This is a genomic window from Hymenobacter sp. BT559, assembly GCF_017571525.1.
Lineage (GTDB): Bacteria > Bacteroidota > Bacteroidia > Cytophagales > Hymenobacteraceae > Hymenobacter > Hymenobacter ginsengisoli.
Window position 1 is genome coordinate 63,882 of record NZ_JAGETY010000020.1, and the last position, 24,484, is coordinate 88,365.

Annotated in this window: 20 protein-coding genes and 1 CRISPR repeat array; of the genes, 12 read left to right on the forward strand and 8 right to left on the reverse strand. The window is 56.2% G+C overall.

The genetic code is table 11. The features are described 5' to 3' along the window. The first annotated feature begins 27 nt into the window (after window positions 1-27). From traK to traN, 3 genes are read left to right on the forward strand one after another with little or no spacing between them, the layout of a single operon-like run. Window positions 28-642, forward strand: a complete 615-nt coding sequence (gene traK / locus J4D99_RS20515; RefSeq protein WP_208133619.1) for a conjugative transposon protein TraK — start codon at window positions 28-30, stop codon at window positions 640-642. A 9-nt stretch (window positions 643-651) separates the two neighbouring features. After that, the gene (traM, locus tag J4D99_RS20520; RefSeq protein ID WP_208133620.1) at window positions 652-1,845 is read left to right on the forward strand and encodes a conjugative transposon protein TraM; all 1,194 of its coding nucleotides are present in this window, start codon (window positions 652-654) and stop codon (window positions 1,843-1,845) included. Window positions 1,846-1,857: 12 nt separating this feature from the next. Beyond that, on the forward strand, window positions 1,858-2,721 hold the full coding sequence (traN, locus tag J4D99_RS20525) for a conjugative transposon protein TraN (protein WP_208133621.1): 864 nt from the start codon (window positions 1,858-1,860) through the stop codon (window positions 2,719-2,721). Between the two features lie 103 nt (window positions 2,722-2,824). On the opposite strand, the gene J4D99_RS20530 is transcribed toward traN, so the two are convergent. Beyond that, the gene (locus J4D99_RS20530) at window positions 2,825-3,850 is read right to left on the reverse strand and encodes a replication initiation protein (protein WP_208133622.1); all 1,026 of its coding nucleotides are present in this window, start codon (window positions 3,848-3,850) and stop codon (window positions 2,825-2,827) included. Between the two features lie 130 nt (window positions 3,851-3,980). Here J4D99_RS20530 and J4D99_RS20535 point away from each other — a divergent pair, with 130 nt between their 5' ends. Beyond that, on the forward strand, window positions 3,981-4,199 hold the full coding sequence (locus J4D99_RS20535; protein WP_208133623.1) for a hypothetical protein: 219 nt from the start codon (window positions 3,981-3,983) through the stop codon (window positions 4,197-4,199). Between the two features lie 251 nt (window positions 4,200-4,450). Here the strand turns inward: J4D99_RS20535 and J4D99_RS20540 are convergent, their stop codons facing one another. The 6 genes from J4D99_RS20540 to J4D99_RS20565 form a co-directional block, all read right to left on the reverse strand. Continuing rightward, window positions 4,451-5,635 carry a Fic/DOC family protein gene (locus J4D99_RS20540; protein ID WP_208133624.1) on the reverse strand — a complete coding sequence of 395 codons (1,185 nt, stop codon included), beginning with the start codon at window positions 5,633-5,635 and terminating at the stop codon, window positions 4,451-4,453. A 90-nt stretch (window positions 5,636-5,725) separates the two neighbouring features. Then, on the reverse strand, window positions 5,726-6,040 hold the full coding sequence (locus J4D99_RS20545) for an antitoxin VbhA family protein (protein ID WP_208133625.1): 315 nt from the start codon (window positions 6,038-6,040) through the stop codon (window positions 5,726-5,728). A gap of 115 nt (window positions 6,041-6,155) precedes the next feature. Next, window positions 6,156-6,368, reverse strand: a complete 213-nt coding sequence (locus J4D99_RS20550) for a hypothetical protein (protein WP_208133626.1) — start codon at window positions 6,366-6,368, stop codon at window positions 6,156-6,158. A gap of 214 nt (window positions 6,369-6,582) precedes the next feature. Next, window positions 6,583-7,632, reverse strand: coding sequence for a Fic family protein (locus J4D99_RS20555; protein WP_236018773.1), 1,050 nt, complete (start codon window positions 7,630-7,632; stop codon window positions 6,583-6,585). Between the two features lie 469 nt (window positions 7,633-8,101). Beyond that, on the reverse strand, window positions 8,102-9,550 hold the full coding sequence (locus J4D99_RS20560; protein ID WP_208133628.1) for an IS1182 family transposase: 1,449 nt from the start codon (window positions 9,548-9,550) through the stop codon (window positions 8,102-8,104). A 185-nt stretch (window positions 9,551-9,735) separates the two neighbouring features. Continuing rightward, window positions 9,736-11,190: an ATP-binding protein gene (locus tag J4D99_RS20565; protein WP_208133629.1), complete on the reverse strand. Its 1,455-nt coding sequence runs from the start codon at window positions 11,188-11,190 to the stop codon at window positions 9,736-9,738. A gap of 775 nt (window positions 11,191-11,965) precedes the next feature. Between J4D99_RS20565 and cas6 the strand changes: the two genes are divergently transcribed. Further along, window positions 11,966-12,532, forward strand: a complete 567-nt coding sequence (gene cas6, locus J4D99_RS20570; protein ID WP_236018775.1) for a CRISPR-associated endoribonuclease Cas6 — start codon at window positions 11,966-11,968, stop codon at window positions 12,530-12,532. Here cas6 and J4D99_RS20575 read toward each other — a convergent pair whose 3' ends face one another. Continuing rightward, window positions 12,533-12,745 carry a helix-turn-helix domain-containing protein gene (locus J4D99_RS20575; protein WP_208133631.1) on the reverse strand — a complete coding sequence of 71 codons (213 nt, stop codon included), beginning with the start codon at window positions 12,743-12,745 and terminating at the stop codon, window positions 12,533-12,535. It lies immediately after the preceding gene. 32 nt (window positions 12,746-12,777) lie between these two features. Between J4D99_RS20575 and J4D99_RS20580 the strand changes: the two genes are divergently transcribed. The 7 genes from J4D99_RS20580 to cas2 all read left to right on the forward strand — a co-directional run bounded on the left by J4D99_RS20580 (window position 12,778) and on the right by cas2 (window position 20,461). Continuing rightward, window positions 12,778-13,497, forward strand: a complete 720-nt coding sequence (locus J4D99_RS20580) for a hypothetical protein (RefSeq protein WP_208133632.1) — start codon at window positions 12,778-12,780, stop codon at window positions 13,495-13,497. Then, on the forward strand, window positions 13,427-15,217 hold the full coding sequence (locus J4D99_RS20585) for a hypothetical protein (RefSeq protein WP_208133633.1): 1,791 nt from the start codon (window positions 13,427-13,429) through the stop codon (window positions 15,215-15,217). The genes J4D99_RS20580 and J4D99_RS20585 overlap by 71 nt, the downstream gene beginning before the upstream one ends. Window positions 15,218-15,242: 25 nt before the next feature. Next, window positions 15,243-16,187 (forward strand): type I-PGING CRISPR-associated protein Cas7/Csp1, encoded by a 945-nt coding sequence (gene cas7p / locus J4D99_RS20590; protein ID WP_208133634.1) that lies wholly within the window; start codon window positions 15,243-15,245, stop codon window positions 16,185-16,187. 29 nt (window positions 16,188-16,216) lie between these two features. Beyond that, window positions 16,217-18,529: a CRISPR-associated helicase Cas3' gene (gene cas3 / locus J4D99_RS20595; protein ID WP_236018776.1), complete on the forward strand. Its 2,313-nt coding sequence runs from the start codon at window positions 16,217-16,219 to the stop codon at window positions 18,527-18,529. Window positions 18,530-18,558: 29 nt separating this feature from the next. Then, window positions 18,559-19,062: a CRISPR-associated protein Cas4 gene (gene cas4 / locus J4D99_RS20600; RefSeq protein WP_208133636.1), complete on the forward strand. Its 504-nt coding sequence runs from the start codon at window positions 18,559-18,561 to the stop codon at window positions 19,060-19,062. A 123-nt stretch (window positions 19,063-19,185) separates the two neighbouring features. Next, window positions 19,186-20,196, forward strand: coding sequence for a type I-B CRISPR-associated endonuclease Cas1b (cas1b, locus tag J4D99_RS20605; protein ID WP_208133637.1), 1,011 nt, complete (start codon window positions 19,186-19,188; stop codon window positions 20,194-20,196). 1 nt (window position 20,197) lies between these two features. After that, window positions 20,198-20,461, forward strand: coding sequence for a CRISPR-associated endonuclease Cas2 (cas2, locus tag J4D99_RS20610; protein WP_208133638.1), 264 nt, complete (start codon window positions 20,198-20,200; stop codon window positions 20,459-20,461). Window positions 20,462-20,654: 193 nt separating this feature from the next. Next, window positions 20,655-24,444: a CRISPR direct-repeat array (repeat unit 29 nt; unit sequence CCTTCAATCGGACCAGTAGGAATTGAAAT). The last annotated feature ends 40 nt before the right edge of the window (window positions 24,445-24,484 follow it).

The following is a 24,484-nucleotide window of genomic DNA, read 5'->3' on the forward strand; positions in this document are numbered from 1 at the left end:
TTCGTCCTTCCACTTTCCTATCTCGCTATGTTCGCGTCCCTTAAAACCATCGACTCGGCTTTCCAACAGGTCAAAACGCTGGCGCTGCTCTTCATCGTCGCGGTGCTGGTGTTGGCCGGCACCATTGCCTACTTCGCATTTCAGTCCACCAACGCAGCGGCCAACCGCATCTACGTGTTGGAAGGCGGGCAGCTGCTCACAGCCGGGGCCCAGGATGCGCGGGCCAACCGGCCGGTGGAAGCCCGCGCCCACGTCACGCGCTTTCACGAGCTGTTTTTCACGCTCGACCCCGACCAGAAAGCCATTGACAGCAACGTCAACAAGGCGCTGTACCTGGCCGACAATTCGGCCAAGCGGCAGTACGAAAACTTCAAGGAGAAGGGCTTCTACAACGATTTGATTGCCGCCAACATCAGCCTGGAAATGACCGTGGACAGCGTGGTGCTGACCAATTCGCACCCACTGGTGGCCCGCTGTTACGGGCACCAACGGGTCATCCGGGCCACCTCGGTTACGAACCGCAACTTTCTCTCCGAATGCTCGCTGCGCGACGTGACACGCTCGGAAAACAATCCCCACGGCTTCCTGATGGAAAACTGGCGGGTGCTCAAAAATGAGGACCTCAATACCCAGCCCCGCTAATCCGCTCCCATGGAAACCAAACCGCACGACGCGCAATTTCTTCGTACCCGCAAGATGGCTACCTTCCTGCCGGTGGTGGACGTGCCATTTCTAGCCGTAATGTTCTACCTGGGCGGCGGTGGGCAGGGCACGCCGGCCGCAGCGCAGAACACTGCAACCGGCTTCAACACCAACCTGCCCAAAACGGAAAAAGCCACCATCACCACCAGCAAGCTCGAAGCCTACGCCAGCCCGGTGGATTCCATGCGGAACCGGGGCTTGGTCGATGCCAAATTGGACACGGCGAAAGGAACCGGCCTGGCCTATGGCATTGGAGTCGATGGGAAAGCCGGACCCAATGGCTCGGTGGATAAATCAGTAGCCGCCGCCCAGCAGCAACTGATTGCCGCGCAGCAAGCCCAGCTAAATGGAGGAGTTAATACCATCGCCACCCCGGCGACCCAGCCCGGAGCCCTCACCCCGCAGGAACAGATGGAGCTGATGCGCACGCAGCATGAGCGCGACCTGGCCGAGCAAAAGGCCCAGCTGCAAATGGCCGCGCTGCTGGCCCAGTCGACCAGCGCCGGTGGGGGAGGGGCAGTCCCTCGGGCGGTGGTCGTGGCGCCTAAAAAGAAGAAACCCAGCACCCGGCTGCGCGCCGTGGACGAGGATGCCGTGGTATCGCGCCTGGGCTCCAACGGGCCGGGGCGCAAGCGCACGGCTTCTTTCCAAGGCTTCGATTCTGAGACCGGCACGGGTGGCGACGGCAATACCCTACCAGCCGTTATCCACGAATCGCAGGAAGTCGTGAGCGGTTCGCTGGTCAAAATGCGCCTTACCGAGTCGGCCGTCATCAATGGCCATTCGCTGCCCGCCAACACCTTCCTCTACGGCAAGTGCAGCCTGACCGGCGAGCGGCTCAGCATTGCCATTGAAACGCTGAAATCGGGCAACAGTGTGTTTCCGGCGGCTCTGGAAGTGTACGACGTGGACGGGCTGGAAGGCCTGCACATTCCCGGGGCCATTACGCGCGATGCCGCCAAGCAGGCCGGTGCGGAAAGTCTGGGCGCGGCTGACCTGATGACCATGAGCGCCAACCCCGCGACCGCCGCGGCCGGCGTGGCCATGAGTGCCGTGAAGGGCATTGGCCAGAAGAAAATCCGCCTGGTTAAAGTCCGCCTCAAGGCCGGCTACCACGTGATGCTCAAAGTAGACAAAGACTAACGACTCCCACCCATGAAAACCGCCCTATTTGCGACCAGCGCCCTTTTGCTCGGCTTGGCTGCCGCCCCGGTGTGGGCCCAGACCTCAGCCGCCCGGATGCTGCACTACTCGGAAGCCAACAAGCTGCCGACTTATCCGCTCTACATCAGCGACCAGAAAACTACTCATCTGGTGTTCCCCTTTCCGGTCACCTATGTGGACCTGGGCAGCTCGGGCCTGCTTGCGGCCAAGGCCACCGGCGCGGAAAACATCGTGCGCGTGAAAGCCGCTTCGGCCGGCTTTCCGGAGTCGAATATGACCGTGCTCACCTCCGATGGCAAGCTGTACTCCTTCGTGGTGAACTACCAGCACGACCCCAAGGTGCTCAGCCTCGACCTGGGCGCGGCCGGCGCGGCCTCGTCGGCGCCGGGGGAGGCCATCCTATCTAACTCGCCCATTCCGCAGGGTAACCTCGATGCGTATTCCCGGCAGGCGCTGGCAGCGGGCGGCACCTCGGCCAGCGAGAGTGCCAACCAACTCAGCGTGCGCGCCGGCAACGTGGGTTACCAGCAGGAAACCCTGTTTTTCCCGCTGCACATGGCCAACAAGTCGAACGTAACCTACGACGTGGACTTTGTCAAATTCTACATTCAGGACAAGCAGGTGGCCAGGCGCACGGCCGAGCAGGCCCTGGAAATCACGCCCATCTACGTCTTCAACGGTGGGCTGAAAAAGATTGACGCCAAAGGGCAGCTGGAGCAGGTTTACATCTTCAAGAAATTCACCATCCCCGAGCAAAAACAACTCATCATCGAGGTGTACGAGAAAGGCGGCGGGCGCAATGTCAAGCTCCGGTTGGCAAACTCAGCCCTGCTAAAAGCCCGCTCGTTTCAGTAGCCTGGTTGCTTAAAAGCGACGTTCTTTTTCGAAGTGGCTTAATTGCTACGGCCCTCAAAAGCGTGAAAAATGGCACTTCTCCATTCGAAACAGCTAGCTGGAACTAGGGCTTCAAGGAAGGGTATAGGCTTGGAAATTCCGTTTTGAGCAGATTGACGGTAGCTCCCCCAAGATTATCAAAGACTTTATTCCCTGCCTCATAATCCCGTAGCAGTGGGTGAGTTACTTTCATCAGCTTGGCAATTTTCCCTTCATCGTCCCCCATAAACTCCAGCACGTGCTCGATTTGCGCTAGTGTTAATTTAAGCTTCTGCAACCGGGTAACAATGCGTTGCTGCAGCGTGGGCAGCTCCGCCGCCAAAGCCAGACTCATCTGCTTATCGGCCGGCTTGGTCTTGCCAGCAGCAACCGGAAGGGCTAATTCTTTACCGCCTAGCTGACTGTGTGGCTTCGGAATCGTAAAGCGCACGGCCGATACTTTCTTCCCCTCCTTAAGCGGCTCGTAGGCCACCAGCCAATCCAAGGCGTGCAACTCGCGGATGGCGGGCTCCAGCACGTAGCGCTTAAAATCGTAGAACAAGGTATAGGTCACATCGTTGTCATCCCCCAGCACTTGCTTACGCAACTTATCGAAGGGTACCTCCCACTGGCCAACATCGTCCCAGGACTTTAGTAGCCAGTAGAGTCGGTGCGCGTGCGCGGAGCGCAGGGTGAGCAGCGTCTCTATTTCGACGTGGGTATACTGCTCCGCCAGCTGCAGGAGAAAAGGCTTTATTTCCGGGGCAAAATTGCCGGTAAGCAAGCCCGTGCCCTCGTTAATATCGATGTAGCTAATGATGGAGTAGGCCGTAAAACGCTTCTTCTTACCCATCTGTGATTCAATGCTGACTACCTTAGACATCAGGCTTTTACAGGCATCCCGAATGGTCTCGTACACACTGCCGCCTTTTTTCTGAGTCAATACCCGACTTAGGGGGATGACAATGCCGGGCAGCTCCGTTTGCCCCTGGTGAATGCAGCCCAGCGCCAAGGCAAAGATGCGCGCCTCCACGTGCGTAAGTTTCAACGGCGCGCGTACCAACGCGTTGGCCTGGTAGGCCCGAGGGTATTCAGAGACAACTGGTTGCATAAACTACCGGCAAAGTCAGGAACTACGCAAAGGTAGCTCCTACGTGAGTAGGAGTTGCCCTTCACGTAATGAACCCGACAACGACGTTTATATCATCCATTTTCCCGCTGGAAGTGCCATTTTTCACGCAGTGGTGCCATTTTTCACGCTGCCCGGTGCCATTTTTCACGCAAATGGTGCCATTCCTCTCGTCGTAGAGTGCCGTTTTTCACGCTGCACAGTGCTGTTTTTCACGCAGATAATCAAGTTAAAAATTTATAATTCAATGAGTTATGCCCGCCTGAATAATGAAGATAAAGAAGAGTTAAAGAAAACAGAAGAGTTTTCAGCATTTTTTAGGGCTTTCTGACTTCTGCCAGCCAGTAAACGCACCACTAGCTGTTCCCTAAAAGGTGTCGTTAGCAGGCCTTCACCAATTGCCAAACGCTTTTCAAAGACTGGTAGGGCAGGAAAGCGCCCACCAAGTAGGGCAGGAGGAAAGCTCTTTGGGCAGCTACGTGAAAAATGGCACCCCATTTTTGCGCTGAATTGCCCGGGCTGGTTACTAGCCTCCTATTCTACGTGAAAAATGGCACTCATTTCTCGAAGCAGTAGCCCCCGCTATAGCTTCGGGCGTTGGCGCTTTGACTTGGGCACTTTTTGCGGCGCGGCAATGGGTAGAGTGATCGTGGCTAAAGGGACACTCGGCGTTGCCGGAACGACTTGCTGTTGTGCCAGCAGCTGCGGGTGATGCAGCTTGACAGCTTGGCGAATGGCCCGCGTAAAACGCTGCAGCATACTTTTATCCATGAGTTGGGGCTTAGCTGAGCGAGCAATGACGAGGTAGGCGCTCTTGAGCTCATCCAGCGTGGCCTGCTCTCCCAGCGCCGCCGGCCGGGCCATGATGGCAGCCTGCACGTAATTCATCACTGGCGAGGTGAGCACGGCGCCGTTGGGTGCTTGCAGCGCGGCTCCGGTTTCTTCGGCGTGGCAAATTCCCACCCGCTGGCTGCTGGCTTTCAGCTCCCGCAGGGCCTCCAGGCGGGCTACTTCCAAAGTGGGTGCCGCCAAGGGTTTCGCCTGGCTGGGTAGGCGGGCCAGCAGGCCGGCCGCCCCGGGCAGCGGCGTGGCAGCGGCATCGAGCAGGTAGCGCAGGCGGGTCTGGTTCTCGTGCTGATTCGCGGAAATCCCCACCACACTGGTGTCTCGCGCCAGGTTGAAATCCTTGTATACTTTCTCAAAGCTTATGCGGTAACCGGCCTGGTGGCCGAGCTGCAGCAGCACGGCCTGCATGGTGCGGCCGTTGCCTTCGCGGAAGGGATGCACATGGTTCAAGTGGTCGAGGTAGTAGGCGGCCCGCTCCACGAACTGCGGCTGGGTCAGGCCTTTCAGGTTGTTTTCGGCCGTGAGCTGCGCGGCCAACGCCTCCACGTCGGCACTGATGCGGCGGTGGTTGGCATAGGTCATCAGGTGGTCGGCCTGCACATTCGTAGCCGGCTTGTAGCCTTGAAACGCCCGGTCCTGACGAGTTTCGCCGGCCCAGGGGTACACGTCCTGAAACAGATACCGGTGCATGGCCCGCAGGTACTGCTCGTCAAACCGCAGCGTAGAAGGGGGAAGGGGGTAGGCCGGCCCCGTCGGCGGCTCAATGGGCGGCCGGGGAGTGGCCAGCCCTACCTGCGCCCGGACCAATAGCAGGCGCTTGATGGACAGGTCGGCTTCGAGGCGGTCGAGCTGAGCCTCGTTGGTGGCGCCCACATTGTTGTAGAGCAACCCATCGGCGGGGTTGATAAAGAGGTCAGCCATAGGGTGGTAGCTGCCAGGGCAAGTCCAGCAAAAAGCCAGGCCGCGCGCCAGGCTTGGAGTGGAAGAACGGTAAACGGCAAAGCCAGCTGGTTAGGTCAGCTTCACAATGCGCTCGTCAAACTGCAGGTAGGGTTCGTAGGGTTGAGCCGGCTCCACGCGCGGGCCTTCACCCGGCGCGTATTTGGCGTGCGGGTCGGGGCCGGGCGCGGGCCCGTATTCGGCATCGAGCACAGCCGCCAGCTGCTCCAGGTCAATCTGCCCGGCAATGTAGCGGTTCTGCAGCTCGACCAGCTGCGCCGAAGGCGGCTGACTCTGGCTCAGCGACACGCCCACCGCAAACTTGACCACGTCGCGGCGCTGCTGCTCGGTGCGCTCGTTTTCGGAGAAATAAGGAGTCTTATCCATTAATACAAGATACGTACTAGTAAAGGCATTGGGCTGAGCCGCTGGGCCCCTGCTGCCTGGCTAGCACAAGAAGTAGCAGTGCCTGGGTGCCTTGCTAAACAACACGCCAGCCAACTTAATTGCGCTGCCCAGTTGAATAGTAGCGGTCTAACTGCGCATTGATTTCAGTTAGACTCAGTTCGCCGGCGATGTAGCGCTGACTAAGCTGCTCGGCCACTGGTCTCAGCTTTCGCCCCTGCGTCGCATTCCATGCGGCAACCCGCTCCGACAGGGCCTGGCGCTGTTCACAAGTCGCTTCCTTGCCCCCATACCTCGGGTTGATTTCCATGGGTTTATGCGGATTGATAGCCTGGTCCTGCTTACGAAATTACCAGGAGATTGGTCACCACGCTGGCTTGTTTGGGCCGGGTATTCTGACCGTCGTCCGAAGCAGCTGGTGAACCCTTTATCAGTAACCGCTAGCTACACTCGTACCCCAACGCCCCTTGGGGTATCATTTACTATCCCTGGTCGGAACTGATGCAACCACTTCCAGCTCCCGATTATTCACTCAAAATGCGGTGCAGTTCCAGATTCTGATAGTAGTGGTGACCGGAGATGACTTTCTTGGCCAAAATCCCCATGTCAACTAACTGGTTGAGGTATTTGCGAGCCGTATTCTCCACGTACAGGCGCTCATCAGTCAGGTGCTTCACCTTGGTAAAGGGCTGCGTGAACAGACTATTGACCAGCTGTTCCGGACGCTCCATCTGGGTATCCGTCACGATGGCCTGCAGAATAGCCTCCTTGGCCGCCATTAAATCGTTGATTTTATCGTAGGTTAGGTTTGCCGTGGCTTCGACAGCTCGGAGCATGTACAACACCCAGGAATTCCAATCGCCCCGCTGCGACACGCCGGCCAGCAAGGCATAGTAGTCGGCCTTATGGTCCATGATGTAGCGGCTCAGAAACAGTATGGGGTAATCCAGCAGCCCTTTCTGAGTCAGGTAGTGGATGTTGAATACCCGGCCCGTGCGGCCGTTGCCGTCCCGAAACGGGTGAATGGCTTCGAACTGAAAGTGCCCGATGGCCATCTTCAACACCGGGTCCAACGGGTAGCGCGCGTCATCGTTCAGGAAGTCGAGCAGGTTGGCCAGCTTAGCCTCCAGGATACCTGCGCCCCGGGGCGGCGTGTAGGCTGGCTTGCCCGCATTAGACCCGGAACCGCCCTGCTTGATGTATATCTGCGCCACCGGCGGCCGGATGCCGTCCGTGGCCTGCGTGATTTGCCGATAAATCTGCGGGAAGTACTCCAGGTCAAAGGCCGGCCGGTCCCGCAGGTACTCGTGCCCGTGCCACAAGGCTTCGCGGTAGCACAGTACTTCCTTCGGCGCACCTTCAGTGGCCGTTGTGGCCTGCTCACTATAAGCCTTGTAGAGTTCGTCGTCGGTGGTAAAGATGTTTTCGATGGCACTGGAGGCTTTGGCCTCCTGCAGGCTGATGCTGTTGATGAGCAAGCCTTGGTTGGGAATCACCGCGCTGCGGCCCTGCAGCCTTCCCAGCGCGGCCCGGGCCTTCACCAGCTGGCTCAGAATTTCAACCGTCTCAACCAAGTCCGGCGCCAAGGGTAATTCCGGCAACGCATTCCAAGGCTTATTCCGGTCCGGGTTGATTGGGTAGCTCATCAGGGCTTGGTATAGAGATAGGTTGGCACCGATTAGGGAGCACAAACCTACTGCTCGGCAAGCAAACATTAATACAGCCCTCATTTTGATGTTTACTTAGTTTTAGGCCTCACCAGCTGGCCGTTTTGTTAACTAGACATCATAACCAAGCTTGTTTTAATGTCTACGATGGAGTAACCTGCTTTAATCAGCCTTTAGAAAAGCAACCTTGCTTTTTTATTAATAAGGTCCGATAACCTTCTCTTGTAAGACCTTATCGGACCTCATTGTGTAATATCTATCATTGTAACAAGCTGATTTTCCACTAATGGGGCGTGGCTGTTGCAGAACTCAGGACACCGTAATTAATCGCTTCCCTTGTTGCTACGCAAACCTGATGACGCCCTGTGCACCGCTTTTAAGCGCGCCAAAACAGGCTATTTGTTGCCTGTAAGTGGTCTGGCTGAATAACCAAAGCCATGCTCTGGGGCTGTTTCACCCGATGTTTGAGCAGCTTCTTGAGGTTGTAAGCCGTAGCGGCCAGCAACATCGTTTTGTGCGCGCCCGCCTGGCCCTTGGTGCCGAGTCGCCGCAGACCATAATGCGGCAGCAATTGGCCCAGAGCAGGCTCGACCGTGCTTTGACGCACGCGGCGCATATACCGGCCCTGTCGACTATGTTGCCGCTGCCAGGCCCGAGAATAAGGGACGTCAAACGCGGTGCGGGTTATTTTGCGTTGAGGCGCGCCAGGCGTGCAGAAGCTTTTGAGCGGACAGCGCGTGCAGTCCTTATAGTCGGCCCGGTAGTTTCGCTGCCAGCCACCATCAGGGGTACTGCCGTAGTTGCGAAAGGGCCGTAGCTTACCCGCTCGGCACTGATACGCATTCTCTTCAGGCAAGTAGGTAAAGCCCTCAATGCTGGGTTTATAGAGCTTGGAAGTTGGAATCCAGCCTGTAAGGCCGCGCTGTTCTAAAAAGGCGTAGTTGAAGCCGTTCGAGTAGTTGGTGTCAGCCACTACTTCGCGCAGCGGCACCTCGTTAGTTAGCAGTCTGCTCTGTAAACGCTCGATTAAGCCGGGTAGATGTAAGCTGTCGCGGCTGTCAGCTAAATCAGCCTGGATGTGGCTAATAACGCCTTTCGCCGGGTCCACTGCTAAGCTACAGAGGTAATTGAGCGCCCGCGCTTTACCGGGTTTAATCGAGATGCGCGCTTCCGGGTCGCTGGGACTATAATGCGTTTTGTTGCTTACTAGGCGTGCGTTGGGGCGTTTTCCACCTAAGGCTCCAGTCTCGGGACCATGCTTGGCTTTGCGTGCCGCTTCCCGGCGCAACTGATGGGCCGGAGCTGAGAGCGGGGCCGCGGCGGGCAAAGTAGGCGTTTGCGCGGGCTGGCCAGCTACCGTTAGGACGGGCGGAGCAACTTCTTGTTTTTCGCAGAGGCTGTCGAGCGAGGCATTCGCTTTAACTGGGGCCGAATCGATGGCTTGCGTCTCGCCTGCCACGAGTCCCTGGGCCACGCACAGGTGAAATACGCGGTCGAAGAGGTGCTCAAATAGGGTAGCGGGGTAGAGCTGACGGGTGCGGCTCACGGTCGAGTGCCAGGGCAACTCCTCATCCAGTTCGTAGCCCAGAAAGAGCAGAATATCCAAGCGCATGGCGCAGTGGTCCAGCAAGCGGCGATCACTGGCAATGTTTTCCAACCGCCCCACGAGCAGCAGCTTGAAAAAGACGACGGGGTCCAGCGAGGGCTGACCGGTGTGGCTATAGAGGGCCTGCGTCTCCTCATATAGGAAGCGCAGGTCAAGCACCTCGTCGAGGCGGCGGTAGAGATTGTGCCGCGGCACGCGCTCGGACAAGCGAAAGCGCACGACAACTTTATCGGTAAACTGCTTTTGGCCTTGCATCTAGCCTCTACGCACATCCCTAGTCGCTAGGTCACTTCTGCAACAGCCACGCGCCCTTAGTGGATGCTTTTGTATAGGCCCTTTACGGCGCGTAGAAGCACTTTTTTTGGACGTTTCTGGCTGACCCTTCATGGAGTATGACTGTTGGCTTAGGCCCAATAGGGCAAGTAGCGCGCATGCTTCCTGGATTTGCTGGTTGGGTCAACCGGTTTGAGTAAACCGGCCGCTATGGTGTCCGTGATAATGCGGGAAGCAGCGGGGTAGTTGGATTCGGCAATGCCCAGTCGCTCGCGCAAGGACTGGTTGGTCATGCTTTCCCCAGATACTTGTTTGAGGCAGGCGTGCTGGTAGCAGGCCCGGACTTTATCTTGTCGGTCCATCTCCCCGAAAGACCGAGCACTGAACAACACCACGCGGGTAAACTGCTCGGAAGACTCGAAGCGGGGTGCCGGCAAATGGTGCTCTTCGCATTCCTGCACCACTTTGTCGATGCCGCTGCCGCGCTCCTCGCACATGTCCAGCTGCCGCATGGCCCCGGCCAGCAGTTCATTGCGGCTGCGCGGGGCGTGGTCGAGGAAGCGGCGCTCGTCAATTAGGGGTTGGCCCGGATTGGTGATTTCGATGCGATTTTCGAACACGTCTATCTGGGGCGAAGCTCCTTGAGCCAAGAAATCCTGGTGAATCAGCGCATTGGCAATAAGCTCGCTCAGCACCAGAGGCGGGTAGGAGGGGGCCGTCTGTTCGCGCAGGATCACTTTGGTTTCGACATTACCCGGCAGCAGATGGCCGATGGTCCGCACCAAACCTTCGAATTCGAGCGCGTAGCCCCGCAGGGCCGGCACTTCCCGCAGGGTACGCACCTTGCTGCGCCCTTGGTAGAAAATGAGGCGAATGGCCTTGCGGCCCAGGCGCTCAAAGTCCCCCAGGTGCTGCGCGAAGAGCAAGGCACCAAGATTGGTGATGTCGTAAGCCGCGTCTCGTAGCTGAATCATATCGCGCTGCGCCAGCTTTTCCAGCAGCCCAGTCTGGGTCGTGGGCAGCGGTAGCTTGAACAGGCGGAAGAAGGCGGAGTAGTCAAGCAACTCGAGCACCCGTGCGGCGGACTGCCCTTTTAGCGCAATTTCTCGCTCAAAACGGGTAGCCGCGGCCTGCGCCCGGATGCGCTCCAGCTTCTCTAAACTTAGGGCCGTCAGGCGCTCGCCGTTGCGCCCGTAGTAGTGTCCCTGCCAGGCAGTAGGCACGCCTTGCAGCGCGGGCGGAATCTCAAACAGCACCAGCCGCTGCCCTGCGTACGCCACTTCGTGGATATCGATGAAGGAGAGGTTGTTACTGGTCTTGGCTGCCACTTCGCCCTTAAGGCTGTCGAGTCCGGGGCGGCTGGGCCGGTATTGCGTGCCCACCACCTGCCGTTTGTCGTTCACCCCGAATACCAGCCACGCCTGATCCTGCCGGTGCAGGTTGGCCTCGTTGCTGAGGGCGCTGAAGTACCGGCCTAGGTCGTCAATGCCAAAGCTAGTGCCGGCCGTTTTAAACTCCAGCAGTTCGGTTTCGGCCGGTAGCGCCAGCAGGCGGTCCAGCAGGGCAATAAGGTCAATAGTTGTCACGGGGTAAGAGGAAATCACTGACAAATATAGTCAATTCGCAACGCGACTGTTACATAAGCGCTACATAAGAAAGGGCGATTTTGAGCTGTTGAGGCGGGTTGTGTCTGTTAAGTGTCTTGTTCTGTTACATAAGCACTACATAAAGCTGCTGCTGCTCCAGCGCAGTAGCTTGGGCGTAGTTGCGAGAATCCTGGCTAACCAGACTTACGGCTTGAGGCTGCCAGTGCGCGTCTGGTAAAAGGGTAGGGGGCCCGTAGCAGAAGTGCTTTACGCGGTCAGGTGCGTAGCACGAGGAGGGGGACTTCCTGCACCGTAAACTCTTCTGGTACCGCATTGCGGCGAAGATTAAAGTACCCGGCTTGCCAAGGCTTGTATGATGGACTTGTCGCGAAAGGGAAGAAGATCCTGATGGCCGTCTGCAGCAAGCCACTCGAGCAAGTCTTCGCCCTCGGCCAATCTGGCGTACCCTACCAAGCTGCTTATGCAGCAAAACGCACCTCATATCCTTGACTTCTACCCCAGTTCATTGCAAGGTCAGACCCTATTGCGGAAGGGTTCGGTAATGGACAGAAAATATTTTTGATTGAGAATATAGAATACTGCGGCCGGCCCACTACCTTGTGACGCTAATCAGGCTAGCAAGTTGCCCCCTAACTCCTTTAGCTAATTTCCCTTGCGACTCCATTTATACCTAGATATTCCTTCAGTGGTCCCCTTCGACCATTTACCGGCCTTAAAAGGGGCTTTTCATCGCTGGACGGGCCATAATCCTGGTTTGCATGACGGCCTTTCCCTATATTCCTTTTCGTGGCTACGCGGCGGCCGGGGCACCCGCGGCGGCCTGCGCTTTGAGCAAGGAGCGCACTGGAGCATTGCGGCCCACGACCCAACGGTCATTCACGAAATCATTTCCGGGGTTATCAGTAAGCCCGGCCTCGACCATGGCCTGATAGTGCGCGATGCCCGCATCCAAACGGTGCCCGACTTTGAGGCCGGCGAGCAACACTTCCGCGTCCTGAGCCCGGTGTTTATCAAGGACGAAGTAGAAAAGGGCAAGCCCGCCCACCACCTGCTCCCCGGCGCCCCCCGCGCCGACGAGCTACTCACCGAAACCCTGCGCCACAAGCTCCGCCAAGCAGGCCTAGACGATGCGGGGGCAACCGTGCGCTTCGACCCAGCCTATATCGCCACGGCCAAAACCAAGACGTTCCAATACAAGGCCATCCGCTGCCGCGCCAGTGTGTGCCCAGTACTGGTGTTAGGCACGATAGAACAACTAAAATTCGCCTGGTGCGTGGGGGTAGGCCACTCCACGGGCATCGGCTGCGGATGCCTGGAGTAGCTACGGCTTCCTGGCGACGGCTTGCTCCTGCACCCGGCGTATCATCTCCTCGCGGCTGACTACCCGGCCGGGTTGAGCCAGCAACCGCTTCCAGGCCTCTTCGGCTCCTGGCCCCTGAAAGGGATTAAGCGTGGCAGAGGTAGTGCCGGACTTCGGCGACGGTGTCGGCGACTTTGATGCCGAGGGCTGCGAATTTTCCGGTGAGGTCGTCATACCCTGAATTTACAATAATAAACCGACTATTTATGGATAATCTGCCACTTGACTTACTGCTGCCTCCACCTGATTATACGGCTCGCGGGATACTAGAAATTAGCGCTCTGGCACCCTTGTCAATGGTGGCAAAAATGCCGGGTAAGTACTACGTCAGCCAATCCGAACCAACGCAGGCAATGCTTTTAGGTGCGTTGGAAAATGCCTTGGGTTGGCATTTAGGTGAGGTGGAGCGCAATCAGCTTATCAAGACCCTGGAGAAAAAGCACAAGCGTAAAGCCCAGTCTTCAGGCGTAGGCTTTCGCAGCCTGCTGCAGTGGCACGTGCGGTTTGGTGTGCTAGTGGTGCCACCGCTGTTGCACTACGACGACCTATGGACGCAGCATCTGAAAGGAAAAACGTTTGTAGATGGCAGCCGCAACTATGATGCGCAGGTTATTCCCTTTATGAATGCCAAGCGGGGCGGACTAGTCACTACCTCCGACGCGGCAAAGGCCCGCAAGGGTGCGGAAGTTCTAGCTGATTTTCAAGAAGGTGATGATGTAAGCATTACTGTGCTGCGACCCTATTTTCCGCAATACTATTCCAGCCCGACGCTACGCGGCTATGTAGAGCCGCAGGGGCCTTATAAGGTGGGCATCGAAACATCTCCAGCGCTGTCCAAAGCCTTGCGGGCGGCCATTGCTGACCCAGCGGCACCGCTTTATCTGGGCTCTAATGATGGCTGGATTGAACTTGATTGGCATGACTAAGAAATCTACTGTTGCACCGGCGGGCCAAACAGAACTGTTTGGCAGCCCTGACCAAACGAAGCTTACCCCGACGCTATCGGCCCCCATTGCGGAAACCAATGGTTTAGTAGTAGAGGAACTGAGCGCGCAACTACTGCACCCTTATCCTCGCTACGGATTGGCAGTGGCTACCTACTTAGCTCAATTGCCCGAAACGATAACTGAAGCTGCCTTACGTACCGCTTTGGTGCGGGCTATCGAAGCTGGCTTGGGAAAGTTTAGGATGCGTACTTGGAATAACTCGTTGCATGATAAAACTCTGTGTTTTGAGCCAATTAAATTGGGTGAACTAGCTGACAAGCCGCAACTAGTGCAGTCAGCGGGGCTAGCAGCGCAAGGCATTTACTTGTTTCCCACTCTAGTAACGACTGATGGCGGCGCAAAGGACACGTTTCGCAATGCCCAGGAAGTCAGTACGCTACTGCAAGGAAGCACACCTCTATCGGCCACGTTTACCCTCAGCCGCTCTTTCGCGCCGACTACTGCCAAAATCAATAATGGAACGGCCTCGCAAAGCCCGCCGCCGGGTACCTTACTGGAAGCAGCCTGCGCCGTTATTGCTACTGTCACGCACCTAAAGCCTGCCTCATGGCCGGGGGTAAATACAGTTATTATTCCCGATTTGCCCCTACCACAGCTACGGGAATTTATAGCGGTTTTTGAGGGAATGCTTGGGCAGGAAACTATCGATTTGATGTGCACAAAGGAGCGGCCACTTGCCGTAGAGGTCGCTCCTAAGGCGACCGGTAAAGCAGCGAAACCTGCCGCGCCGGAGTTTCGCCGGCCGCGCCTGCACTCGGGCAACTATCCCGACGCGCCCCGCGATGCAGGCGCGTTTGGGCCGGTGGGACTACTGGGAGCCATCGGGCGCTGGGCGCGGCGCACCAAGCAGCAGGGCCGGGGCCGGGAGGTGTTGGCTACCCTAGCCGGACAGCCGCTGCACGTTATTTCCTACGAGCAGATAAATCAAGTGCGCTTCGACCACCACACTACGCGCCTAGCGTTGGACCATGACCTGACCAGAATCGTGGATTCGTTGTACTTAGGCACCCAGTTTTATTCGGAAGCGGGTAATCCTGGAACCCCGTTTGGCAAACCCGAATTCAAAACCTTCTGTCTGATGGCAGGCCGCTTTCTGCAAAGCTTCACTACGGCGGCCTTCACTGATTTTATAGCCTTCCGGGCCGAATACGCCGCTGATATTGAACCACTTTTTACTGAATATTTCCGCACCATGAAACCTGAAATTGTAGCGTCGGCCGGCGAGCTTGGGCGCTGGCTGAACCGCACGGCCTATTTTGAGGCCAAGGCCGAGGCCGAAGACTTTCCATCTAAGAAAAAAGGTAAAGACCAGCAAATCAAGGAAGGTAAAGCAAAAATCCTAGTTGTGCTGGAAAGTGCGGCCCTGAGCGCCAAATCGCCCGAAGCCATGATTTCGCAGGTGCTTACCCAGGCCGGGCGAATGTCGCTGGACGAAGCGCCCGACGAGGCTCGCCGCTTTGTCGATGCCGCGAACACCGGGGAAATTACCCATGAGCAGGCTAAGCACCTGCTGATTGCCTACATGCGGTTGCGTAGCGTGGGCAAAAGCAAAGCTGTTGCGGAAAAAGTAGAAGCAGCTAATAGTGCCGACAGCGAACTGCCGGCCACCGAAGACTACGACCATTCAATTGACAACTAATAATTCACCCTCTGCTTTCTTTCCCATGATTATTAAAGGCATTCTCGTCACGATGCTGGCCCCTATGAGCGACCACATCGCCAATGCGGGCGAAAAGCTGCTAGGCAATGCGTCATCTATTAAGCGGCGGCCCGACGGGCGCGTGTACATTTCGGGCCAAATGCAGCGCCACGCGCTGTTTTCTGCCCTTGACCGCCTCAATGCCGACGACGAAGGTCGGGGCCAAACCTACGTTTCGAACGGCGACGGCGTCACCAACGTCGTAGAAACCGACCTACGGGCCGACCTAGGAGGCTTCCTGCAAACGTCGAAGGAAACCTATTCGGGGCGGCGTACCGCGCCGGTTTCGGCCACACCAGCGGTGGCGCTGGAGTCGAGTAGCATTGGCCGCGACCTGCTGATTCGCCTTAAAATGGAAGCAGAGGGCGACTCCCGTGGGCAAGCTGTGGCCACCCGCGAGTTCTCGCAAAACGACACGATGCTAATGAGTTTTTTTGTGGATGTGAGCGCCGTAGGCATCCGCAAGCGGTTCAGCTACGAAAAGGAATTGCACGTGCGCACAGAATATGTGCGCCACATTAGTGAAACCGAGCGCAAGCGCCGCATCCGGCTGGCGCTGGAAGCCACCGCCGCCCTGACCGACTACGCCAACCAAGCACGCAATGCTACTAGTGGAGAGCCACAGCAAGTACTGCTGGTGTTCGATACGCGCTTGTCGCGCAAGGCGAGCCGCTACTTTAAAGCAACGGCCGCTGAACAGCGCAATATTCTGGCCGAGCTAGCAGCACGGGGAGCCATGTACTTTCTAGGCGACGACACCGCTGAAAGCGGCGACAGCACCGCTATGGCCTACCAGAAAGCGCAGGAGTTCTTGGCCAGCAATGACCTCTACGACCCCGCTCCCGGCGCCGCGGTGCAGACCACGGCCGACTTTGAAAAAAGCACGAAGCCCGAAAAAACGGCCAAGTAGCAGGCTAATTACTCTTGACCGTTGGCCCTATGGAACTGCTAGCTAAACCCGACGGAACTACCCTGGCTGACCATACGCAGCACGTGCGCGACGAAACCGCGCATGTGCTGGCGGCCCGGCCGTTTCTGATTTATAAGTATGCCGTTCGGACGGGGCACAATCTATTGGCGCTAGCTGATGCGTGCGCCCGCTGGCACGACTCAGGAAAAGCACACCCGGCCTGGCAGCAGGCTTGCCGTCAGGATTTTGAGCAGGCGCAGCGAACTGGGAAAGTACAGGGCCTGCACCTACAAAAAAGTGGGGTGCGCCACGAATTTGCTTCGTTAGTAAAAATGCGTAAGGCTGCGCGCAATGAGTGGCCGCCCAAACTTACGTACGTCGCCGTGGCGGCGCACCACGGCAAGCTCGGCTTTCGCTACCAAAAGCGGTGGGCCGACGACCCAGCGTTTAAGCCTTTCTGGTACGAGCGTTTTTTACCGCTCAGCGCCGAGTTGAGGCCAGACCGCCCCGCTGACTTTGACCAGGCCATTGCCCGGCGCTACGAATACGGCGGCCTGCGGGCAGTACTGCGGCTGGCTGACCACCGCGCCAGTGCCCGGGAAGCGCATCGGAGTATGGCTACGCCAGCTGTGCCACAGCTGAGTGCTTTTCACTACAAATTTCCCTGGGTCAGCCAAACCGGTGTGCAAACCCTTATTCCACATTTTTGGGACGAGCCGTTTGCACTGTTGCGGGCACCCACCGGCGCGGGCAAAACCGACGCGGCCCTGTTGTGGGCACGGCGTCAAATTACAACGGGCCGCGCCGACCGGCTGGTATGGGCTATGCCCACACGCTTCACAGCCAATGCCTTATACATCAGTACAACTGAAAACTTGAGCAGTACCGGCCTGTACCACTCCAGCGCCTGGTTTGTGGCTCAGCAACGCGAGCAGGAACAGCGCGGGCAAGGCCTGCCAGCGGCGGCGTGGAAGCAGGAACTCGACTACGCACGCCTACTCGAAACACCCACCACAGTCACGACGATTGACCAGCTTTGCCTGGCGCTGACGGCTACCCGCGAAGACCACCACGCAACTTTTTGGAACCTCGCCCATGCGTGCGTCGTGATTGATGAAGCCGATTTCTACGATGATTTTACGCAGCGAAATATGGTGGTGCTGCTGCGGGTGCTGCGGCTATTGGGAGTACCAGTGCTGCTTATGAGTGCTACGCTTCCCGCATCGGCCCTGGAACTATATGCACTTTCAGGCCTACGGGCCACGAAAATATGGGAAGACCAGACCGACTACGACCGCACTCGTTTTGGGCTTCATCGGGCCGGGCCGGCCGAATACCCAACTGACATTACAGTTCTGTTGGAACGGGGCCTGAACGGCGAGCCGCTTATCATTTATGCAAATACCGTGGGGCGGGCGCAAGCCTACTGGGACTGGTTTCAACGGCCCGATATGAAGCATCCTGTGGTACTTTACCACTCGCGCTTCACCGAGCCGGATAAAAAAGAAGTCGAGGGTCGATTACTGGCCATGCTTGGCCCTAAAGCTTGGAAAAACGGCAACCCGACAGGCATAGCCATTCTAACCCAAATTGGGGAGTTGAGCGTCAATATCAGTACTGACCTGATGGTGGCTGACTTATGCCCGACCGACCGACTGGCCCAACGAGCAGGCCGTTTATCAAGGTTTCGGGACCGATTCGACAAGAAGCAAAATGTAGTGGGCGAACTGCACTTGGTAACGCCTCAGAAAACCGACAAAAAAGGTATAACAGACTTTTATCCCGCGCCCTATGGGCACTATCGGCAAGGTCAGGGCTGGTTAAGCAGCGCAGTACTCGACCAGGCAGATATTCAACTGGCAGCGGGTGAGTATTCAGCCCGTCGCTTGGTGGATTTAGTAAACGAACTATATCCTAAAGTAGCCGAAGAAACCACCGAAATCTGGGCTAACCGTAGGGCGCTGGAAACTGCTGCAGTAGCCAACTGGCTTCTGCTACCAAAAGCCGAAACTGAGCAGGACGACGAAGAAACGCACACTTGGAAGAGCCGTGATATTGGGCCTCAGAAAGTAGTATATGCGTCCACTAACTTCTCCGCGCTTTTGGGTGAGGGCGACCCGGTGGGCTTCGCTAACTCGTTCGCCTTCCGAGAATGGGCGCTTCCTCATGCTATCACAATACCGGTTTACGATTTTCGACGGGCACTGGAAGCCGGCAAACTGGTAGAAGTAGTGATTCACATTAGCCAAGAGCGAGAAGTAATCTGGATAGTAAAAGCCGAGTATTATGACGGATTTCAGGGATTACGCTTTGATAAAGCGCCGAGTCCAGAAGATGAATAGACTTCTTAAACAGCCGTAACTACCTACCCATGCACATTACCGGCAAGCACATCAACTACTACCACATCTGCCACCGCAAGCTGTGGCTATTTGGCAGCGGGCTGAGTTTTCAGCAGGATAATGAGCACGTGCAGGACGGTACCCTACTGCACTTGTCTGCCTACCCGCAGCGGGCGCGGCGGTTTCGGGAGGTGCAGCTGGGCGGCATCAAGATTGACTTTTACGACCCAGTGGATAGGGTGGTGCACGAAATAAAGCGGAGTCAGAAACTGGAGGAAGCCAGTGTGGCGCAGCTTAAATACTATCTGCGGGTGCTGGAGCGGCACGGCGTGGCAGGTCCCACGGGCGTGCTGGAATACCCGAAGCTGCGCCGCACTCAAGACGTAACGCTGACGGAGCAAGACCGTGCCGACATAGAGACTTGGGAAGCCGGCGTAGCTGAGGTTGTAGCCTATGCGCAGTGTCCCCCGATTATTGACAAGCCCTTTTGTAAGCAGTGCGCTTACTACGAGTTCTGCTACGTGCACGAGTAACAGGTTTGGAGGAGTAAGCTGCTGCTTACCTACCTCTATCCGATTTGCCTTCCGAAGCTGAGTAATCTACCTAAAAGCGTAGTCAGCCGGCGGGCGTATCCGTAAAATCTATTTGTATCTGCAGTGAAGAAGACGTACTACCTGTTCAATCCGGGCCGGCTGAGCCGGCAGGATAATACGCTTAAGTACACAGCCTACGATGAGGAAGGCGGGGAGGGACAGACGCGCTTTCTACCCGTGGCCGACGTAGCCGATTTATACGTGTTCGGCTCGCTTGATGCCAACTCGGCGCTGTATAATTTCCTGGGCAAAAACGGAGTGTCGGTGCATTTCTTTGACTACTACGAGCACTACACCGGCTCGTTTATGGCCAAGGAGTACCTGCTGGCCGGCAAGGTGCAGGTGGCGCAAACTTCGCACTATACCAGCCGCAAGAAGCGTTTGGTGCTGGCGCGCAGGCTGGTGGAGGGGGCGGCCTTTAACCTGCTCAAGAACCTACGCTACTACCAGGGTCGGGGCCGCGACGTGGGCACCCAGATTGCGCAGATGGAACTGTACGTATCGGCGCTGCCGCACGCTACCACAGTGCCCGAAATAATGGGCTACGAGGGCAATATCCGGCAGACGTACTATACTTGCTTCGAGCAACTGGTGAATGTACCGGGCTTCGCCTTTGGCACGCGTAGCACACAGCCGCCGCAAAATGAGTTGAACGCGCTGCTGAGCTTCGGCAATATGCTCTGCTACGCGGCCTGTCTGTCGCAGATTTATCATACGCAGCTCAACCCCACGATTTCTTTCCTGCACGAGCCGGGCCACCGCCGCTTCTCACTGGCGCTGGACTTGGCTGAGATTTTCAAGCCCCTGCTGGTGGACCGCACCATTTTCCGACTGGTCAACAAGAAGGAAATTCAACCCAAGGATTTTGAGGTGGCCGTAGGCGGTTGTTTATTAAAGGAGTCTGGCCGTAAGACGTTTGTGCGCGTTTTCGAAGAGCGCCTAAAAGAAACAATCCTGCACCGAGGCCTGGGACGACCGGTGAGCTACCAGCATTTAGTGAAGCTGGAGTGCTACAAGCTGACCAAGCATCTGCTGAATGTAGAAGAATATAAACCCTTCAAAGCCTGGTGGTAAAATGTACGTAATTTTGGTGTACGACGTGAAGCAGCAACGCGTAGGAAAGCTGCTCAAACTCTGCCGTCGCTACCTGCACTGGATACAGAATTCCGTCTTTGAGGGCGAAATCAGCGACGTGAAGCTGCAGGAGTTGCTGCTGCAGGCGGCTTCTTTTTTGGACAAGGAGGAGGACAGCATTCTTCTCTTTAAAAGCCGCACAGAACAGTGGCTGGAAAAGCAGGTATGGGGCCGCGAGCGTAGCCCGCTGGGCTCGTTTCTGTAGGATGGTATAGGCGTCGATGGAAAATTCAGCACCTAAACTTCGGCTCTACTAATCAATCTTGCAGCGCAAGCACCTGATTTACAGAGTCGTCGCACGTACAGGGTTTTCCTCCTATCGCTGACCGACGACTTAAGGTGTTTTTTAAAATGCGTTTCTGCTGCGCTAAGACATATTTTTGGGCCCAAGCGCACGGCCTTCAATCGGACCAGTAGGAATTGAAATGGCCCTCTTCGCCCCGGCGCGGGGTCACCTGCGGCGCCTTCAATCGGACCAGTAGGAATTGAAATGCCTGCGGCCAGTAGGCCGCTGTGGTCGCACTTATTCCTTCAATCGGACCAGTAGGAATTGAAATCCAACCGCATGAGCAGCCGTGAAGTCGCGGAGCTTACCTTCAATCGGACCAGTAGGAATTGAAATACCCGACCGGGGCCACGTCCAGCGAAAGCGGCGCCAACCTTCAATCGGACCAGTAGGAATTGAAATTGCTGGCTGGGGCCAATGGCGCAGTGGACACCTTCACCTTCAATCGGACCAGTAGGAATTGAAATGACTTCCTCAGCAACAAGGACATCGGCACCGACATCCCTTCAATCGGACCAGTAGGAATTGAAATATCTTAGACCCCGTGGCGCCCGATGCGGACGGCATTCCTTCAATCGGACCAGTAGGAATTGAAATCGTTTTATCCCAGGCAGGCGCATCGGCCGGCCGGACCTTCAATCGGACCAGTAGGAATTGAAATGTGCCCGTTGCGGCGTAGTTCGGGAAATAGGCCAGCCTTCAATCGGACCAGTAGGAATTGAAATTAATAGCCAAGGCAGGCCGTTAGCCTTGCTTAGCACCTTCAATCGGACCAGTAGGAATTGAAATTTGTGATACACTTTAAAAGAGTATCTGTCAGTACGACCTTCAATCGGACCAGTAGGAATTGAAATCAGGGCGACATACTTTGGGGGATAACGTGCCGCGCCCTTCAATCGGACCAGTAGGAATTGAAATTTAGCTCCTTCGGGCTAGCCATCGGCGCGCAGGTCATCCTTCAATCGGACCAGTAGGAATTGAAATGGCCTCGATTGGGCCGCGTGGTGGGCCGAAGCCTGGCCTTCAATCGGACCAGTAGGAATTGAAATTGGTGGGCACTCACTATCCGCTGCCCGCTGGGCTGCCCTTCAATCGGACCAGTAGGAATTGAAATTTGTCTACCCAGTCAACTTGCGGCTTTTCGTCGGCCCCTTCAATCGGACCAGTAGGAATTGAAATAGCTGCTCAGGGTCTACGCTGCTTGGGGCGGCACCACCTTCAATCGGACCAGTAGGAATTGAAATTTTTCCACGGCCGAGCATATTAGCAAGCGTTTCAGCCCTTCAATCGGACCAGTAGGAATTGAAATTGGTCACCGGGGTTCGTGGTTTGGCCGGTGGCCGTCCCTTCAATCGGACCAGTAGGAATTGAAATGCCGTATTCAGCTGTGACAGCTGACCAGTAGCGGCCTTCAATCGGACCAGTAGGAATTGAAATCGCCGAGCTGCCCGAGCTGGCGGCCTATTCGGTGACCCTTCAATCGGACCAGTAGGAATTGAAATCGGCTTTTTTTGGCTATAAGAATTGCCATTCGTTGGCCTTCAATCGGACCAGTAGGAATTGAAATGCGTAGTTGAAGCGCAGGCCCAGGGCTACGCCAATGCCTTCAATCGGACCAGTAGGAATTGAAATGAACATAAAGCGTAGGGGCGTCGATAAGGCATAGAGCCTTCAATCGGACCAGTAGGAATTGAAATGCTGTTGGTTGCTGGCAACAATTTCGAATTAACGGGCCTTCAATCGGACCAGTAGGAATTGAAATTCAGTGATGAATACCCTGGGAAATCCTGCCTGTGCCCTTCAATCGGACCAGTAGGAATTGAAATAGGCGCAGCTGCATCTGCATGAGCTGCAGCTGCAGGCCTTCAATCGGACCAGTAGGAATTGAAATACTTAGCTATAAGTGGTCCCATCGAGCTGAGCAGTTCCTTCAATCGGACCAGTAGGAATTGAAATTGCCAGGCCAGCAGCGCCAGCAGGATGAGCGGCCTACCTTCAATCGGACCAGTAGGAATTGAAATGTTTTCGAGGTCGGTGGTTTGCACATCGCCGGCGGCCCTTCAATCGGACCAGTAGGAATTGAAATTGCTGATTGCCGTCCTTCTACCAAGGACTTCAATAACCTTCAATCGGACCAGTAGGAATTGAAATCACATCGACATTAAGAAGCTACACGCTATGGTAGCGCCTTCAATCGGACCAGTAGGAATTGAAATCTTTACGGCGCCGGGTCTGCTGGCGGCGCTAGTGCCTTCAATCGGACCAGTAGGAATTGAAATACGCTGCGCAAAACAGGCACCTACTCGCTGGCCAGCCCTTCAATCGGACCAGTAGGAATTGAAATAGGCCCAGCTAGCCGACGTGCAGGCCCAGCTTACCCCCTTCAATCGGACCAGTAGGAATTGAAATCGAAGCCTACGCCCCGCCCCCGGCCCCGCCAGACGCCCTTCAATCGGACCAGTAGGAATTGAAATGTTTTCATCGAGGAGCCGATACGGCCAGTCACCGTCCCTTCAATCGGACCAGTAGGAATTGAAATAGGAGTATAGCTAGCAGTACGAGTACAGATTTAGGCCCTTCAATCGGACCAGTAGGAATTGAAATGAGCCATAACTAGTAGCGGCTACGGCGGCGGCGGGCCTTCAATCGGACCAGTAGGAATTGAAATCATTTATCCGCAGCTAATCGAGGCTGCGGAGTACCTCCTTCAATCGGACCAGTAGGAATTGAAATGACTCGGGCGACGTGGTGCCGGTGTCGGTGCAGCAAACCTTCAATCGGACCAGTAGGAATTGAAATGATTTTGTGAAACCGCAGTACTATGGTATCAATCATCCTTCAATCGGACCAGTAGGAATTGAAATTAGGGCCATGAGCACCACGGCTAGTGGCCAGTAGGCCCTTCAATCGGACCAGTAGGAATTGAAATAGCACGACGCGGCGGCAATCGGTGGCCAGCTCATGCCTTCAATCGGACCAGTAGGAATTGAAATTGAAGCAGCAACTCACTCAGGAAATTCAGCAACAGGCCTTCAATCGGACCAGTAGGAATTGAAATTGAAATACGCAGGCCAGCTGCGTGCTCAGGGGGGCCCCTTCAATCGGACCAGTAGGAATTGAAATAGTGGGAAAATGAGCAAACCGCTCACACCGCCACCCCCTTCAATCGGACCAGTAGGAATTGAAATCGCTGAGCCGCCCCGCTACCGCCTGGGGCTGGCAGGCCTTCAATCGGACCAGTAGGAATTGAAATGAGCCCCACGCCGGCCTACCTGGGCTGGCGCACCTCCCTTCAATCGGACCAGTAGGAATTGAAATACGTGTGGAAGTCGGTGCCGCTGGCCAGAAACTCGCCCTTCAATCGGACCAGTAGGAATTGAAATGCGTGCTCAGCGCCTTTCCCCAGGTAGCGGCCACCTCCTTCAATCGGACCAGTAGGAATTGAAATTGCAGGAAATTGAGAGCCTACGCGCCCAGCTCGCCACCTTCAATCGGACCAGTAGGAATTGAAATTACCCGCAGGGCTAGCCACTGCAAGGCGCGGTCAGTCCTTCAATCGGACCAGTAGGAATTGAAATAACTACGGGACGCTATTCGCCAAGCTGAAGCGGCTGCCTTCAATCGGACCAGTAGGAATTGAAATACGCGCGCGGCCACGTCGGCCAGCTGCGCCCGTACCCCTTCAATCGGACCAGTAGGAATTGAAATTTTGAAAGGTGCTATTCTATCCGCTTTCAAAACTCGCCTTCAATCGGACCAGTAGGAATTGAAATCGGTGGGGGCGGCTTCTCGTTGCCTTCCTCTGGTGCCTTCAATCGGACCAGTAGGAATTGAAATGTAGGCAAGGAAGCCGAAACCCGCGCCGCCTTCAATCCTTCAATCGGACCAGTAGGAATTGAAATTGCCGGCAAAAGCTGGGCTATAGTCATTATCTAAACGTCC

What these genes read in the sequence shown, in the direction of transcription:
- J4D99_RS20550 (WP_208133626.1), bottom strand. Translation starts at nt 6,368, where the DNA reads ATGGAAATCAACCCGAGGTATGGGGGCAAGGAAGCGACTTGTGAACAG.
- traN (WP_208133621.1), top strand. Translation starts at nt 1,858, where the DNA reads ATGAAAACCGCCCTATTTGCGACCAGCGCCCTTTTGCTCGGCTTGGCT.
- cas7p (WP_208133634.1), top strand. Translation starts at nt 15,243, where the DNA reads ATGATTATTAAAGGCATTCTCGTCACGATGCTGGCCCCTATGAGCGAC.
- cas4 (WP_208133636.1), top strand. Translation starts at nt 18,559, where the DNA reads ATGCACATTACCGGCAAGCACATCAACTACTACCACATCTGCCACCGC.
- J4D99_RS20580 (WP_208133632.1), top strand. Translation starts at nt 12,778, where the DNA reads ATGGATAATCTGCCACTTGACTTACTGCTGCCTCCACCTGATTATACG.
- cas2 (WP_208133638.1), top strand. Translation starts at nt 20,198, where the DNA reads ATGTACGTAATTTTGGTGTACGACGTGAAGCAGCAACGCGTAGGAAAG.
- J4D99_RS20540 (WP_208133624.1), bottom strand. Translation starts at nt 5,635, where the DNA reads ATGGCTGACCTCTTTATCAACCCCGCCGATGGGTTGCTCTACAACAAT.
- J4D99_RS20575 (WP_208133631.1), bottom strand. Translation starts at nt 12,745, where the DNA reads ATGACGACCTCACCGGAAAATTCGCAGCCCTCGGCATCAAAGTCGCCG.
- J4D99_RS20530 (WP_208133622.1), bottom strand. Translation starts at nt 3,850, where the DNA reads ATGCAACCAGTTGTCTCTGAATACCCTCGGGCCTACCAGGCCAACGCG.
- cas3 (WP_236018776.1), top strand. Translation starts at nt 16,217, where the DNA reads ATGGAACTGCTAGCTAAACCCGACGGAACTACCCTGGCTGACCATACG.
- J4D99_RS20545 (WP_208133625.1), bottom strand. Translation starts at nt 6,040, where the DNA reads ATGGATAAGACTCCTTATTTCTCCGAAAACGAGCGCACCGAGCAGCAG.
- traM (WP_208133620.1), top strand. Translation starts at nt 652, where the DNA reads ATGGAAACCAAACCGCACGACGCGCAATTTCTTCGTACCCGCAAGATG.
- traK (WP_208133619.1), top strand. Translation starts at nt 28, where the DNA reads ATGTTCGCGTCCCTTAAAACCATCGACTCGGCTTTCCAACAGGTCAAA.